The following is a 12887-nucleotide window of genomic DNA, read 5'->3' as shown; positions in this document are numbered from 1 at the left end:
CGTGGTCCGTCCCGCCCCTGCAGGCGTGCGCGCCGCACCGTCCTATGTGTCGGCGGCCTCCGCGGCGTCGAGCGCCGCGAGCTCCGCCAGGTCGTGGGCGATGAGCTCCGCGATCTGGATGGCGTTCAGCGCGGCGCCCTTGCGCAGGTTGTCGTTGCTGACGAACAGCACAAGACCGCGGTCGTCCGGCACGGACTGGTCCTGCCGGATCCGACCCACCAGGGACGGGTCGACGCCGGCCGCCGCGAGCGGCGTCGGCACGTCGGCCAGCTGGACGCCCGGGGCGTCGGCCAGCAGCTTGCGGGCCTCATCCGGAGTGATGGCCTGCCCGAACTCGGCGTGGATCGACAGCGAGTGCCCCGTGAACACCGGCACCCGCACGCAGGTGCCGGCCACGGCCAGGTCGGGCAGGCCCAGGATCTTGCGGGACTCGTGGCGGAGCTTCTGCTCCTCGTCGGTCTCGCCCGAGCCGTCGTCGACCAGGTTGCCGGCCAGCGGCAGCACGTTGAACGCGATCGGTGCGGCGTAGATCGCGGGGTCGGGCAGATCGACGGACCGGCCGTCGTGCACCAGACCCTCGATCTCCTGCCCGACGGCGGCGCGCACCTGCCCCGCCAGCTCGGCCACGCCGGCCAGGCCGGAGCCGGACACCGCCTGGTAGGTGGCCACGCGCAGCCGCTCCAGACCCGCCGCCCGCGCCAAAGGCGCCAGCACCGGCATCGCGGCCATCGTGGTGCAGTTCGGGTTGGCGACGATGCCCTTGACGGCGTCCCCGATCGCGTCGGGGTTCACCTCGGAGACCACGAGCGGCACCTCAGGGTCCCGCCGCCAGGCCGACGAGTTGTCGATCACCAGGGCGCCCGCGTCGGCGAACCGGGGCGCGTGCTCGCGCGACGTGCCGCCGCCCGCGGAGAAGAGGGCGATGTCGATGTCGGCCAGGTCGTCGGTCGACGTCGCGGCGACGTCCTCGACCGGCACGTCCACGCCCGCGAACGGGAGGGTGGTGCCCGCCGAGCGGGCCGAGGCGAAGAACCGGATCGCCGCGACGGGGAACTCGCGCTCCTCCAGCAGGCGGCGCATGACGGCGCCCACCTGACCGGTGGCGCCGACGACGGCGACGTTCACGCCCTGATCGGAGATGTCGGCCATGTCAGCGCCCCGTTCCCGCGTAGACGACGGCCTCGCCGTCGGAGGCGTCGAGCTCGAACGCGGTGTGCACGGCGCGCACCGCGTCGTCCAGCGAGTCCGCGCGGGTCACCACGGAGATCCGGATCTCCGAGGTGGAGATCATCTCGATGTTGATGCCCGCGTCACGCAGCGCGCCGAAGAGCCGCGCCGAGACGCCCGGGTGCGACTTCATGCCGGCGCCCACGAGCGACAGCTTGCCGATCTGGTCGTCGAACTGCAGCGAGTCGAAGGCGAGCTCGCCCTGCACGGCGGTGAGGGCCGCCATGGTGGCGGGGCCGTCGCCGTCGGGCAGCGTGAACGAGATGTCGGTGAGGCCCGTGGCCGCGGCCGACACGTTCTGCACGATCATGTCGATGTTGGCGCCCGCGCCGGCCACGACCTCGAAGATGCGGGCGGCCATGCCGGGCACGTCCGGCACGCCGATCACGGTGATCTTGGACTCGGAGCGGTCGTGCGCGACACCGGAGATGATCGGGGCTTCCATGGCGTTCTCCTTCGACTTCTTCTCGGCCGCGACCACGCGCGTGCCGTCGTGGGCGCTGAACGAGCTGCGCACGTGCACCGGCACGCCGTAGCGGCGCGCGTACTCCACGCTGCGCAGCGCCAGCACCTTGGCGCCGCTGGCCGCGAGCTCGAGCATCTCCTCGTAGGAGACCTGGTCGATCTTCCGGGCGGCGGGGACGATGCGCGGGTCGGCCGTGAACACGCCGTCCACGTCGGTGTAGATCTCGCAGACGTCGGCGCCCAGGCCGGCAGCGAGCGCCACGGCGGTGGTGTCGGAGCCACCGCGGCCCAGGGTGGTGACGTCGTTGGTGGACTCGGTGACGCCCTGGAAGCCGGCCACGATCGCTACCTGGCCCTTGTTCAGGGTCTCGCGGATACGGTGCGGCACGACGTCGACGATGCGTGCCCGTCCGTGCACGGCGTCCGTGATGACGCCGGCCTGCTGGCCCGTGTAGGACTTGGCCTTCACGCCCAGGTTGGTGATCGCCATCGCCAGGAGCGACATCGAGATGCGCTCGCCGGCGGTGAGGAGGATGTCGAGCTCCCGCTGCGGTGGGAGCGGGGTGATCTGCTGGGCGAGGTCGAGGAGTTCGTCGGTGGTGTCGCCCATGGCGCTCACCACCACGACCACGTCGTTGCCCGCTCGTTTGGCCTCGGCGATCCGCTTGGCGACGCGCTTCACGCTGCGCGCGTCCCCGACCGATGATCCGCCGTACTTCTGCACGACAAGTGCCATGCGCCTGCCTTCCGTTGCCGGCCTCCGTCTGTCTCAACGGCCCGCCGGGTGGTTGGGTTTGCGCATCGATGGTACGACGGCGGGAATTCCGGGCGCTTCGGCGTTCACCGTGCGGGACGGCGGCGTCTAACCCGCGAAGACGTCCCAGGCCAGGCGGGCGATCAGGGCACCCACGACGACGACGAAGACGATGCGCACGAAGGTCGAGCCCTTGGCCACGGCCATCCGGGCGCCGATGTACGCGCCGATGATGTTGGCCACGCCCATCCCGAGGCCGAGGGCCCAGATCACGGCACCGCTCGGGACGAAGAAGAGCAGAGCGCCCAGGTTGGTCGCGAAGTTCACGATCTTGGCGATGGCCGACGCCGGAAGGAACGAGTACCCGAGGAAGCTCACCAGGCTGATCACCAGGAATGTGCCTGTTCCGGGGCCGAGCAGCCCGTCGTACGCGCCGATGAGCAGGCCGATCAGGGCGGCGATGCGCCGGTGCCCGTTGCCGACCCACCTCAGGTCGTCGTGCTGCCCGACGTTCGGCTTGAGCAGGGTCCAGGCCAGCACGCCGACGAGCACCACGAGGATGATCGGTTTGAAGAGCTGGGCGGGGATGTGCGACGCCCCGACCGCGCCTCCGAAGGCACCGGCCAGGGCCGCGAGCGCCATGGGCCCGGCGGTGCGCAGGTCGGGCTGGACACGCCGGTAGAAGGTGATGGCGCTGGTGGACGTGCCCATGATGCTGGCGAGCTTGTTGGTCGCCAGGGCCTGCACGGGGCTGATCCCGGGGACGAGCAGCAGCGCGGGGAGCTGGATCAGCCCTCCCCCGCCGACCACGGCGTCGACCCACCCGGCGGCGAGGCCGGCGAGCAGGAGCAGGGCGATGGTCGTCAGATCGAGTTCGGGCACCCGTGCATTGTGCGTGAACCGCGCGCTTCATCCGGTCTCGTCTCGCGCCCGCATGTCGGTGCCGCCCCGTAGGCTGACCTCTTGTGTACGAAGGCGCGGTCCAAGACCTGATCGACGAGCTCGGCCGGCTTCCCGGCGTCGGGCCCAAGAGTGCGCAGCGCATCGCGTTCCACCTGCTGGCCACGGACAACCACGAGGTCAAGCGGCTGGTCGACGCGCTCAACGAGGTGAAGCTGCGCGTGCGGTTCTGCGAGCTGTGCGGCAACGTGGCCGAGGCCGAGCGCTGCCGCATCTGCCTCGACCCACGGCGCAGCGACGAGGTGATCTGCGTCGTCGAGGAGCCCAAGGACGTGGTCGCCATCGAGCGCACGCGCGAGTTCCGGGGCCGCTACCACGTGCTCGGCGGGGCCATCAATCCCATCGAGAACGTCGGGCCGGACGACCTGCGCATCAGCGAGCTCCTTGCCCGGCTCGCGGACGGGACGGTCAAGGAGGTCATCCTCGCCACCGACCCGAACGTCGAGGGAGAGGCCACGGCGACCTATCTTTCCCGACTGATGGGCCATATGGGTATCACTGTCTCGCGGCTGGCCTCGGGTCTGCCGGTGGGTGGAGACTTGGAGTACGCGGACGAGGTGACCCTCGGTCGCGCGTTCGAAGGCCGCCGCGTTATCGCCAACGACAAGAGCATCGGCAACGACAAGTAGGTGGGGATCACGATGAGCGAGATCACGCCCGGGTCGGACCTCCGAGAGGTCGCTGACCAGGTGTCCGTACAGGCACGGACGTTCCTGTCGACGGTGACGCAGGTCGCCTCGGGCGGGATGCCGGGGGCGGAGCTCTCGCTGCTCGTGCTGGCGACGTCGGACCTGCTGGCCGCGGGGGCGCGGCTCGCGGCGATCGTGGACGTGGTGCCCAAGGAGCGTTACGAGCCGGACGCCGGCCCCGACACCGACCTCGACCCGCTGCGCGAGGCCCTGTCCAAGATGTTCGACGGGTTCGACGACTACACCGAGGTCGTGGACCCCGTGCTGGGCGAGGACGTCGGCGCCGCGTCGCTGTCGGGCGACCTGGCCTGCGTCGCCGAGGCCCTGGCCAAGGGCCTGCAGCACTTCGACGGCGGCCACGAGCTCGAGGCCCTGTGGTGGTGGCAGTTCTCCTACTTCTCCCTGTGGGGCGAGCGCGCGGCGTCGGCCCTGCGGGTGCTGCAGGTGCTGCTGGCGCACCTGCGCCTGGACGTGGAGGACGACGTCGCCGCCGAGGCGGAGTACGACGCCCTCCACTCCTGACGGTCAGGCGACGCGGGTCCCCTGCGCGAGTCGCGCGGTCGGGACCCGCAGCCGGTTCACGGCGACGATCACGCCGGCCGCGCCGAGCAACAGGTCGAACCCGAGGCCCCACGGCCAGACGAGCTGGTCGGTGACCTGGACCGGCTCCACGGGCGACTCGGGCTGCGAGCCCTCGCCCATGTACACGCCCGTGCACCAGTCCCGCGGTCCGGAGTCGCCGGTGCGCGCGTACCGGACGCCGTACTGGAGGACGGCGAGCATGTTCTCGTCCTCGCCGAGCGTCTCCGGGTCGCCGAGCGGCTGCGCGTCGGCGACCACGACGAACGGGTTGGGCGCGAGCAGCCACCACGTGCGCTCGCTGTGCCAGACGTCGATCTCCTGGGTCTGCCACTCGCACTCGGGCGCGGTGGTCTCCTCCCAGGTGTACCCGGCCTCGACGGCCCACACCCGCACGCTCTCGGTGGTCGTCGTTGCGGGGACGAGCAGACCGAACAGGATCGGCAGCACGGCGGTGATCCCGCCGACCGTGAGGTAGGTGAGCACGGCGGACCCCGAGGTCTTGGAGACCACGGCCGAGAAACCGAGCCCGATGGCGCACACCACGCCGAGCACGAGCGCCAGCATGAGCACCGTGGTGAGCAGTGCGAACCAGGACACGCCGCCGCCGACCAGCGCCCAGACCAGGAACGGGATGCTGGCCACGAGGAACGCGAGCGCCGCGATCCAGGCGGCGGCGAGCTTGCCGAGCACGATCTCGGCGGGCGTCAGGAGGGTGACCTGCAGCGTCGCGAGCGTGCCCGCGTTCCGGTCGCCGTTGATCGCGCCCGACGACAGGGTGGGCGCCACGAGCAGCCCGAGGAACAGCACGAAGCCGACGACGATGCTGTAGACCGTCCCGCCGAACGTCTCGTCGGTGCTGCCGTCGCCGGAGATGATGGCGAACGCCCCGGTGGTCAGCATCGTGATCAGGCCGACCACGAGGAACCAGACGATCAGCGCGGTCTTCCACCGCGTGGAGCGCACGCGCTGGCGCAGCTCCAGCACCGTGACGGTGCGCAGTCCGTGCCAGGACAGGGACCACGTGCCGCGCGTGCCGGGCACCGGGGCCGGTGCCTGCTCCACGACTTCCACGTCAGCGCTCATCGCCGCTCCTCCTCAAGGGCCAGGTAGGCCTGCTCCAGCACGCCGCCCGCGGGGGCGAGGCTCGACACGTCGATCCCGGCCTCGACCGCCGACCGCAGCAGTGCGGCGGCCGCGGCGTCCCCGGCGAGCTCGACCAGCACGGCAGGGCTGTCGCCCTCGCGGCGGTAGGCCGGGCCGTTCTCGTCCAGCCAGGCCGTGAGCGCCGCGGGGTCGAGCGCGGTCACGCGCCACTCGCGCGGCCGGTCGCCGTCGGCCACCGACTGCGTGGCGACCGTGCGCCCGCGCGAGATGAACACGGCGTCGTCGGCCATCTCGTCGAGCTCGGTGAGCACGTGCGAGGAGACCAGCACCGTCTTGCCCTCCGCGGCCAGCCGACGCACGAGCACGCGCAGGTCCACGCGGGAGCGCGGGTCCAGCCCGGAGGCCGGCTCGTCGAGCAGCAGGACGTCGGGGTCGTGCACCAGCGCCCGGGCCAGACCCAGCCGCTGCTTCTGGCCACGGGACAGGACGTGCGCGGGCTGGTCGGCGAACTCGGAGAGGTGGACCAGCTCGAGCAGCTCGCCTGCGCGGGCGCGGCCGGTCGCGGCGTCGATCCGGTAGGCCGCCGCGACCGTGGTCAGCACCTCGCGCGCGGTCAGCGAGTCCCAGGTGCCGAAGACGTCCGGCATCCAGCCCGTCCGCGAGCGCGCGGCGTAGTTCTGGGTCACCGGGTCGGCCCCGGCGATGCTGATGGTGCCCGCGTCGGGCGTCAGCAGCCCCGCGAGCATGAGCAGGAGGGTCGTCTTGCCCGACCCGTTGGGGCCGATGAGCGCGGTGACCCGACCCGGTGCGGCGACCAGGTCGACGTCGGCCACGGCGTGGACCGGTCCGAACGAACGCCGCACGCCCTGCGCGCGGATACCACCGTCTGGTGTCATGCGGGGACACTAGCGCGCCCCGCGGACCCGGGCCGTCAGGCCCCGGGATGAACCGCGCGTACGACCTGGGGATGACGTCGCAGGTCACCTACGGTGGGGAGCATGACCCGCACCCTCTCTCCCTGGCTCCGACAGGCGTTCGCCGCGCCGAACGCCCTGTACCGGCACGGCCTGGGCCGCGTGCTCGGCCGGCGGTTCCTGCAGCTCACGCACGTCGGACGCCGGACCGGCGCCGAGCACACCGTGGTGCTGGAGGTGGTCCGGTACGACCCGGTGACGGGCGAGGCCGTCGTGATCTCCGGGTTCGGCGAGGACGCCCAGTGGCTGCGCAACCTGCGCGCGAACAAGGACGCCCGGATCAGCTTCGGGCGTGCCCCGCGCCGCGCGACGGTGCGGTTCCTGGGCGCCGACGAGGCGTTCGACGCCATGACCGGCTACGAACGGCGGTACGGGATCCTGCGACCGGTGCTGCGCCGCACCCTCACCGTGTTCGCGGGGTTCGAGTACCGCGGCACCGAGGAGGACCGGCGGCGTCTGGTCGGGCGGCTGCCGCTGGTCGCGTTCCGGCCCGCTCCGCCCGGCCAGGCCTGAGGTCAGTCCTTGCGCGCCTTGCCGGCTACCCGCAGCAGCTCGCGCTCGCCGAAGGCGACGTTCTGGTCGATCGTCACCGTGACGTCGTCCCCGGAGAGCTTCAGCTCCAGGCGCCACTCGAACGGGGTGCCGAGGAAGATGATCCGGCCGCGCAGCGTCGACTCGTCGGCCCAGGCCGCGGCGGTCGCGGCGTCGGCCGGAGTACCCAGCAGCGCACAGGTCCCGGAGACCCACTCTCCGTGGCCGAACCGGACGGACCGGTCCGCGCCTGCCGTCGTGAACGTCAGTTCCGTACCGCCGTCCGCGGCCCGGCCGACGGCCAGCGTGCCCAGGCCGTGCGGATTGGCCTCCAGCTCGAAGGTCACGCCCCGGAGAGACTCCTCCAGCGGGGACGACGCCGCGCCCGCCGGCGTCGGCAGGGCGGTCTCGCGGGGCGGGTGACCGGTCTCGGTCTCGGTGGGGACAGCCCATACGTCGTCCGGCAGCAGGGTCTCCCACACGACGTCGAGCACGGACTGGAGGTCTGACAGGCCCGAGGTCATGGTGACGACCAGGTCCTTCTCCGGCCAGACGACGACGTACTGGCCGAACGCGCCGTCGGCCCGGAAGGCGCCGTGCCGGCACTGCCAGAACTGGTAGCCGTAGCCCTGGTTCCAGTCGGGCCAGTCGTGGGGCCCGTTGGGGACCTGCGCGGCGGTAGCCGCCGCCACCCACTCCGCGGGGACGAGCTGCTGCCCCGCCCAGGCGCCGCCCTGCAGGTAGAGCTGCCCGAACGCGGCCATCTCCTCGGTGGTGATCGACAGGCCGAACCCGCCCGCGTCGATGCCGTCCGGGTCCTGCTCCCAGGTGGCGTGCGTGATGCCGAGCGGCGCCAGCAGGCGCGGCGTCAGGTAGTCGAGCAGCCGCTCACCCGTGAGCCGGTGCAGGATCGCCGACAGCAGGTAGGTCGCGCCCGTGTTGTAGACGAAGTGCGTGCCCGGCTCGTGCTCCACGGGCTGCGCCAGGATCGCGCGCGCCCAGCCCGCGCCCGGCAGCGAGATGGTGCGGTCGATGCCTTCCATCGTGGAGGCGCTGTGGCCGGTGGTCATCGTCAGCAGGTCGCGCACGCGCATGGCGCGCAGGTGCTCGCCCTGGTCGGCGGGGGCGTCGTCCGGAAGGAGGTCGACGACCCTGTCGTCCAGGGCGAGCAACCCCTCGTGGACCGCGATGCCGACCGCCGTCGACGTGAAGCTCTTGCTCACCGAGAACATGACGTGCGGGCGGTCGGCGGTGTGCGGGTGCCACCAGGACTCGGTGATCACCTGGCCATGGCGCAGCACCATCAGGCTGTGCACGTCCTCCAGCGCGTCCAGGCGGTCGACGAGACGCCGCAGCGCCGTGGGGTCGACTCCCTCGGCCTCGGGGGTGGAGCGGGGCAGGATCGGCGACATGCTGGAGCACATCCTTTCGCTGGGCGACGCGACATTCTCACCCCACGGGTTCGCGCCTGTCGACCAGCCGCCGGAACGCGCCGTCCGCGAGTGACCAGGCGCTCTCGCGACCCTCGCGCGCCGGCCTGGGCACCGCGGAGCCCGCCACGAGGGAGGGCAGGTCCATCGGTGGTGCGGCGTTCCCTCGCACCCGCATCCAGCGCAGCGTGACCGCCGGCCGCAGGGCGTAGAGGAACTTCTTGGCGACCCCGGTCGAGGTGTACAGGCCCAGGCTGCTCCGACCGATGTGCAGGTAGTGGTTCATCAGCGCGCGCCCGTCCACCGCACGGTCGGCGAGGGCCAGCAGGTCGTCGCGCACGGCGGCATCACCGCGATACACGATCGGCGAGCGCAGCCACTCCCCGACCGTGGCGTTTCCCTTCACCATCAGGGCGAGCGCCTTGCGCACGTCCCAGCCGTTGACGTCGAAGACCTTGTCCAGCGGCGTCTCGATCACGTCGCGCCGCGCGCGCAGGCCCAGGTAGTCGTCGACGCGGCGCACGTACAGGAACCGGCAGTCGTAGTCGGAGTCCGGTGACGGGAAGCCCCAGGCCCGGCTGCCGCTCTCGACCGCCCAGAGCACCCGCACGTCGTACTCCTGCTCGACCCGGTCAAGGCGCACGTCGATGGCCCGGACGACGTCCGGGTCCATCGAGTCGGGGATGCTCCGCATCCCCGGAAGCTAGCGGCCGGGCGACCGCCGAGTCGTGCTCATTTCGCCGCCCCGCTCAGCCGCGCAGCCGCTCCCTGGCCTCCATCAGGGCGAAGCCCAGCAGGTTGAGGCCGCGCCAGCCGGCCGGGTCCTCGGCGCTCTCGTTCCTGGCACCCATCCCGATGCCCCACACCCGGTCGCGCGGGCTGGCCTCGACCAGCACCCGGGAACCGGTGCGCAGCAGGTATTCGCGCAGCTCGGGACGGGAGGCGAACTTGTGCTCGTTGCCGCGCACCACGATCTCGAACCGCTCACGCACCCACACCGCGTCGTCGAACTCGCGGACCGTGCGCCCGGCAGCCTTCGCCAGTGCGGGGTTCGGGGCGTCGACCGCCGCGCGCTCGGCCTCCGGGTCGCCGAACAGGCGGGCCTTCTGCGCCATCATCCAGTGCTCGGCCGTGCGGTAGTGCACGCCGTCCACGGTGAACGGCGTCTCGAACCACTGGCTCAGGCAGCTCGGGCCGACGGTGCCGTCCGCCTGGGGCTGGTGACCCCAGAAGTGCAGGTACTTCGGTGTCGCGCCGGTGTCGACGAGTGCCCGGAGCTCGTCGACGGAGCGGGCGGACGCGGGCCGGAGCGGGACGTCGTGGGACATGGCCGGAAGTGTGCCAGGAGCCACTGACACCGCCCGCGCGGGGCCGGTCAGGCGGTCCTGGCGGCGGTGCGGACCGCCTGCTCCCGCATGGTCGCCGTGGTGAGCTCCACCCACCGCGCCACCACCAGCAGCTCGTCCGGGGAGAACTGCTCGGTCACCCGGCCCATGGCCCGCGCCATCTCGGCCACAGCCTCGTTGACCTGCGGCGACGCCGGTGCGGTGGCCTCGATCACGAGCCGTCGCCGGTCCGTCTCGTGGCGGGTGCGCCGGGCGTAGCCGGCGTGCTCCAGCCGGTCCACGAGACCTGTGACCGCGCCCGCGGTGAGTCCTGTCCGGTCGGCGAGCTCGCGCGCCGACATGGGGCCCTCGCGACGGATGACGCCGAGCGCCTTGTTGTCCGCGGCGGAGAGACCCATCAGGGCGCCGAGCGCCTCGTGGAACATCACGACGGCGTCGCTCAGCTCGGCGCCGAGGCGGGCCCCAGGGTCGGCGGGTGTTGACATGAACCCATTGTGCACTCCACGATATGGTTTAGTTCACTAAATCATTTAGTCCAGCGAATGGAGCTCGTCATGCCCGGAGCAGTCGCGATCCTCACCGAGACCTGGCGGTTCTTCGCCCGCCACTACCCGGTCGTGCTCGCCTTCGGTGCGCTCGCCTCGGCGCAACGCTTCCTCTCGGTGAGCGGCACCGCCGACTGGGCAGGCGGCGTGGGCGGCGAGATCTTCACGGCGGCAGCCCGCATCGCCTTCATCGCGTGGGCGGCGGCCACCCTCCTGCGCGGCACCACCTGGCAGGGCGCCGGGGCGCGGTGGTCGGCGTGGAACACGCGGAACTGGCCGACGGTCCTGGCGTCCATGGGCCTGCTGGCGCTGTTCCTCGTCGTCTTCAAGGTGATCCCCGACGCGCTCGCCGGGCGCGTCGGCGGCATCGACCGGGAGACCTGGCTGGCGTGGGAGCTCGCGATCAAGAACATCACGGTGATCCCGTTCACCATGCTGTGGATGATGGTGCTCCTGGCGGTCCGCCCGTTCGCCTCCGCCGCCCCGGCCGAGCCGGCCGGCGAGCGGGTCAGCTAGCGACGACCTCGACCTCGTAGCCGTCCTCGTTCTCCAGGTAGGCCGCGTGGTGGTCAGGTCCGCCGGCGTGCGGGTGGCGGTCAGCGAACATGAGCGACCAGCCGTGCGCGGACGCGGCCTCGGCGAGCCGGTCCACCTCGGCACGCGTGCCCCCGTGGAACGCGAGGTGGTTCAGCCCCGGCGCGAGGCGGTCGTGCGCACCAGCCCCCATCGCGGGGCTCTGCTCGACGACCACGTAGGCGCCGTCGAGGATCCAGCTCACGCCGGCCGACCAGCGTTGGTGCTCGGCGTAGCCGAGCGTCGTCAGGAGCCAGCCCCAGGACACCTCGGCTCGCGCGAGGGACGGCACCCACAGCTCGACGTGGTGCAGGCGCCCGCGACTCACGGGGCGGCCGCCGCGATGACGCGGGTGAGGCTGCGGTGGAGCAGGCCGAGCTCCTCGGCGGACATGCCCAGGCGCTCCATGATCGCGGGCGGCACACCCAGGGCCTGCTCGCGCAGCTCGCGGCCCTCCTCGGTGAGCTGCACCGCCAGGGCGCGCTCGTCGCGCGGGTCGCGGCGCCGGGTCACGTAGCCGATCGCCTCGAGACGCTTGAGCAGCGGGGAGAGGGTGCCCGGATCGAGCTGCAGCAGCCCGCTGAGCTGTTTGACCGAGAGCGGCGACTGCTCCCACAGGGCGAGCATGACCAGGTACTGGGGGTGCGTGATGCCCATCGGCTCGAGCAGCGGCCGGTAGAGCGCGATGACGCTGCGCGAGGCGACGGCGAGGGCGAAGCACACCTGACGGTCGAGGGCCAGGAGGTCCTCGGGGTCGGGCGCAACGCTGGCGTGGGACGTGGCAGTCATGCGGCTCCTCTCGGTCGTGACCGGGCTCGATCTTGACCAGACTAACAGTTGGTGTGCAAACTATTGGTACACCAATCAAATGGAGGCAGGCATGCGCAACCGCGACGGGCTCACCCTGGGGTACCGCGTGCTGTGGCGGCTCAACTGGCTGCTGCTGCATGTGGCAGGGCCGGCCGAGCAGTCCGAGGACCGTGATCCGCGGCGCAGGCTCGAGCGCGAGCGCGCCGAGAAGGTCGCGCGGTATCGGGCACAGCAGGCCGAGGACTGACGGCCAGAACTCAGTGCCCGGCCGCGGCCAGCAGGTCGCGCGACAGCGGCGCGAGCGGGTAGCTCGCGACCGGGTCCGCGGGGTCGACCCAGACGAGCTCCTCGAGCTCCGCCTGGACGGCGATCTGCTCGCCGTCGCGCAGCCGCACCCGGTAGGCGTGCGCGTCGACCACGTGGTCGGGCTCGTTCGCGGCGGGTGCGCCGAACCGCCCGATGCTCTCGACGTCGGCCGGGTCGAGCCGGACCCCGACCTCCTCCTCGAACTCCCGCAGCAGCGCCGCCAGCGGCTCCTCGCCGGGCTCGATCTTGCCACCCACCTGCATGAACGCCTGGGTTCCGCGCTTGCGGACGAGCAGGTGCCGCCCGTCGGCACGCTCCACGACCGCCGCGACGATCCGCAGCGTCGTCCGGCCGCCCGACCCGCCCGTGCTCTTCCCGTTCCCGCTCATGACTGCTCCACGATCTCGTCGATCACCGTGCCGCCCAGCACCTGCACCACGAGCGACACGCCCGCCAGACCCCCGGTGACGATGTCCGGGTCGTCCTCGGACGGCTCGTCGTAGTAGTCCTGTCCGTCACCCGACGCCGGCCCGCGGTCCGCAGGCTGCGCGGTGCGGGGGGCCGACTGCGAACCGCCGGCCGCGGCGGCGC

18 protein-coding genes are annotated in these 12887 nt (G+C 72.1%); 5 read left to right on the top strand and 13 right to left on the bottom strand.

Annotated elements, in window-relative coordinates; genetic code table 11:
• Nucleotides 1-42: 42 nt before the first annotated feature.
• The 3 genes from PROKR_RS06905 to PROKR_RS06895 all read right to left on the bottom strand — a co-directional run bounded on the left by PROKR_RS06905 (nucleotide 43) and on the right by PROKR_RS06895 (nucleotide 3328).
• Nucleotides 43-1149, bottom strand: a complete 1107-nt coding sequence (locus tag PROKR_RS06905) for an aspartate-semialdehyde dehydrogenase (protein ID WP_036961024.1) — start codon at nucleotides 1147-1149, stop codon at nucleotides 43-45.
• Between the two features lies 1 nt (nucleotide 1150).
• Nucleotides 1151-2428, bottom strand: a complete 1278-nt coding sequence (locus tag PROKR_RS06900; protein ID WP_036961021.1) for an aspartate kinase — start codon at nucleotides 2426-2428, stop codon at nucleotides 1151-1153.
• 126 nt (nucleotides 2429-2554) lie between these two features.
• Nucleotides 2555-3328: a TSUP family transporter gene (locus PROKR_RS06895; RefSeq protein WP_036961018.1), complete on the bottom strand. Its 774-nt coding sequence runs from the start codon at nucleotides 3326-3328 to the stop codon at nucleotides 2555-2557.
• An 83-nt stretch (nucleotides 3329-3411) separates the two neighbouring features.
• Here PROKR_RS06895 and recR point away from each other — a divergent pair, with 83 nt between their 5' ends.
• A complete protein-coding gene (gene recR, locus PROKR_RS06890) occupies nucleotides 3412-4035 on the top strand; it encodes a recombination mediator RecR (RefSeq protein ID WP_036961017.1) in 624 nt (207 codons plus the stop codon).
• Nucleotides 4036-4047: 12 nt separating this feature from the next.
• Nucleotides 4048-4617 carry a DUF5063 domain-containing protein gene (locus PROKR_RS06885; protein WP_026366133.1) on the top strand — a complete coding sequence of 190 codons (570 nt, stop codon included), beginning with the start codon at nucleotides 4048-4050 and terminating at the stop codon, nucleotides 4615-4617.
• A gap of 3 nt (nucleotides 4618-4620) precedes the next feature.
• Here PROKR_RS06885 and PROKR_RS06880 read toward each other — a convergent pair whose 3' ends face one another.
• Both PROKR_RS06880 and PROKR_RS06875 read right to left on the bottom strand, forming a co-directional pair.
• On the bottom strand, nucleotides 4621-5760 hold the full coding sequence (locus tag PROKR_RS06880; RefSeq protein ID WP_036961015.1) for an ABC transporter permease: 1140 nt from the start codon (nucleotides 5758-5760) through the stop codon (nucleotides 4621-4623).
• Nucleotides 5757-6677, bottom strand: coding sequence for an ABC transporter ATP-binding protein (locus PROKR_RS06875; protein WP_036961012.1), 921 nt, complete (start codon nucleotides 6675-6677; stop codon nucleotides 5757-5759). The genes PROKR_RS06880 and PROKR_RS06875 overlap by 4 nt, the downstream gene beginning before the upstream one ends.
• Nucleotides 6678-6779: 102 nt before the next feature.
• Between PROKR_RS06875 and PROKR_RS06870 the strand changes: the two genes are divergently transcribed.
• The gene (locus tag PROKR_RS06870) at nucleotides 6780-7268 is read left to right on the top strand and encodes a nitroreductase family deazaflavin-dependent oxidoreductase (protein ID WP_036961010.1); all 489 of its coding nucleotides are present in this window, start codon (nucleotides 6780-6782) and stop codon (nucleotides 7266-7268) included.
• A gap of 2 nt (nucleotides 7269-7270) precedes the next feature.
• On the opposite strand, the gene PROKR_RS06865 is transcribed toward PROKR_RS06870, so the two are convergent.
• The 4 genes from PROKR_RS06865 to PROKR_RS06850 are packed head-to-tail and all read right to left on the bottom strand — an operon-like array spanning nucleotide 7271 to nucleotide 10547.
• Complete coding sequence (locus tag PROKR_RS06865) at nucleotides 7271-8698, bottom strand: serine hydrolase domain-containing protein (RefSeq protein ID WP_051432752.1); 1428 nt, start codon at nucleotides 8696-8698, stop codon at nucleotides 7271-7273.
• A gap of 37 nt (nucleotides 8699-8735) precedes the next feature.
• Nucleotides 8736-9410, bottom strand: coding sequence for a nucleotidyltransferase domain-containing protein (locus PROKR_RS06860; protein WP_036961004.1), 675 nt, complete (start codon nucleotides 9408-9410; stop codon nucleotides 8736-8738).
• A 55-nt stretch (nucleotides 9411-9465) separates the two neighbouring features.
• Nucleotides 9466-10044: a riboflavin biosynthesis intermediates N-glycosidase gene (locus PROKR_RS06855; RefSeq protein WP_036961002.1), complete on the bottom strand. Its 579-nt coding sequence runs from the start codon at nucleotides 10042-10044 to the stop codon at nucleotides 9466-9468.
• 47 nt (nucleotides 10045-10091) lie between these two features.
• Nucleotides 10092-10547 carry a MarR family transcriptional regulator gene (locus PROKR_RS06850; protein WP_036961001.1) on the bottom strand — a complete coding sequence of 152 codons (456 nt, stop codon included), beginning with the start codon at nucleotides 10545-10547 and terminating at the stop codon, nucleotides 10092-10094.
• Nucleotides 10548-10616: 69 nt separating this feature from the next.
• Between PROKR_RS06850 and PROKR_RS06845 the strand changes: the two genes are divergently transcribed.
• Complete coding sequence (locus PROKR_RS06845) at nucleotides 10617-11123, top strand: hypothetical protein (RefSeq protein ID WP_157601937.1); 507 nt, start codon at nucleotides 10617-10619, stop codon at nucleotides 11121-11123.
• Here PROKR_RS06845 and PROKR_RS06840 read toward each other — a convergent pair.
• Both PROKR_RS06840 and PROKR_RS06835 read right to left on the bottom strand, forming a co-directional pair.
• A complete protein-coding gene (locus tag PROKR_RS06840) occupies nucleotides 11116-11508 on the bottom strand; it encodes a VOC family protein (RefSeq protein ID WP_036960997.1) in 393 nt (130 codons plus the stop codon). The two genes, PROKR_RS06845 and PROKR_RS06840, sit on opposite strands and share 8 nt — an antisense overlap.
• On the bottom strand, nucleotides 11505-11969 hold the full coding sequence (locus tag PROKR_RS06835) for a MarR family winged helix-turn-helix transcriptional regulator (protein WP_036960995.1): 465 nt from the start codon (nucleotides 11967-11969) through the stop codon (nucleotides 11505-11507). Before PROKR_RS06835 ends, PROKR_RS06840 begins: the two co-directional genes overlap by 4 nt.
• A 91-nt stretch (nucleotides 11970-12060) precedes the next feature.
• Between PROKR_RS06835 and PROKR_RS34150 the strand changes: the two genes are divergently transcribed.
• On the top strand, nucleotides 12061-12237 hold the full coding sequence (locus tag PROKR_RS34150) for a hypothetical protein (RefSeq protein WP_020017856.1): 177 nt from the start codon (nucleotides 12061-12063) through the stop codon (nucleotides 12235-12237).
• A gap of 10 nt (nucleotides 12238-12247) precedes the next feature.
• Here the strand turns inward: PROKR_RS34150 and PROKR_RS06830 are convergent, their stop codons facing one another.
• Both PROKR_RS06830 and PROKR_RS34145 read right to left on the bottom strand, forming a co-directional pair.
• Nucleotides 12248-12685 (bottom strand): NUDIX hydrolase, encoded by a 438-nt coding sequence (locus PROKR_RS06830; RefSeq protein ID WP_051432751.1) that lies wholly within the window; start codon nucleotides 12683-12685, stop codon nucleotides 12248-12250.
• Nucleotides 12682-12887 (bottom strand): hypothetical protein (locus PROKR_RS34145; protein ID WP_036960993.1); only part of this gene is annotated, 206 nt, incomplete at its 5' end. The genes PROKR_RS06830 and PROKR_RS34145, both read right to left, overlap by 4 nt.

The organism is Promicromonospora kroppenstedtii DSM 19349 (genome assembly GCF_000515355.1).
Lineage (GTDB): Bacteria > Actinomycetota > Actinomycetes > Actinomycetales > Cellulomonadaceae > Promicromonospora > Promicromonospora kroppenstedtii.
This window is presented reverse-complemented; position numbering and strand designations above follow the sequence as displayed.

Excerpts from the sequence above, each read along its gene's own strand:
- PROKR_RS06850 (WP_036961001.1), bottom strand. The coding sequence starts at position 10,547 with ATGTCAACACCCGCCGACCCTGGGGCCCGCCTCGGCGCCGAGCTGAGC.
- PROKR_RS06900 (WP_036961021.1), bottom strand. The coding sequence starts at position 2,428 with ATGGCACTTGTCGTGCAGAAGTACGGCGGATCATCGGTCGGGGACGCG.
- PROKR_RS06870 (WP_036961010.1), top strand. The coding sequence starts at position 6,780 with ATGACCCGCACCCTCTCTCCCTGGCTCCGACAGGCGTTCGCCGCGCCG.
- PROKR_RS06865 (WP_051432752.1), bottom strand. The coding sequence starts at position 8,698 with ATGTCGCCGATCCTGCCCCGCTCCACCCCCGAGGCCGAGGGAGTCGAC.
- PROKR_RS06830 (WP_051432751.1), bottom strand. The coding sequence starts at position 12,685 with ATGAGCGGGAACGGGAAGAGCACGGGCGGGTCGGGCGGCCGGACGACG.
- PROKR_RS06845 (WP_157601937.1), top strand. The coding sequence starts at position 10,617 with ATGCCCGGAGCAGTCGCGATCCTCACCGAGACCTGGCGGTTCTTCGCC.
- PROKR_RS06875 (WP_036961012.1), bottom strand. The coding sequence starts at position 6,677 with ATGACACCAGACGGTGGTATCCGCGCGCAGGGCGTGCGGCGTTCGTTC.
- PROKR_RS06860 (WP_036961004.1), bottom strand. The coding sequence starts at position 9,410 with ATGCGGAGCATCCCCGACTCGATGGACCCGGACGTCGTCCGGGCCATC.
- PROKR_RS34150 (WP_020017856.1), top strand. The coding sequence starts at position 12,061 with ATGCGCAACCGCGACGGGCTCACCCTGGGGTACCGCGTGCTGTGGCGG.
- PROKR_RS06835 (WP_036960995.1), bottom strand. The coding sequence starts at position 11,969 with ATGACTGCCACGTCCCACGCCAGCGTTGCGCCCGACCCCGAGGACCTC.
- PROKR_RS06855 (WP_036961002.1), bottom strand. The coding sequence starts at position 10,044 with ATGTCCCACGACGTCCCGCTCCGGCCCGCGTCCGCCCGCTCCGTCGAC.
- PROKR_RS06880 (WP_036961015.1), bottom strand. The coding sequence starts at position 5,760 with ATGAGCGCTGACGTGGAAGTCGTGGAGCAGGCACCGGCCCCGGTGCCC.
- PROKR_RS06905 (WP_036961024.1), bottom strand. The coding sequence starts at position 1,149 with ATGGCCGACATCTCCGATCAGGGCGTGAACGTCGCCGTCGTCGGCGCC.
- PROKR_RS06885 (WP_026366133.1), top strand. The coding sequence starts at position 4,048 with ATGAGCGAGATCACGCCCGGGTCGGACCTCCGAGAGGTCGCTGACCAG.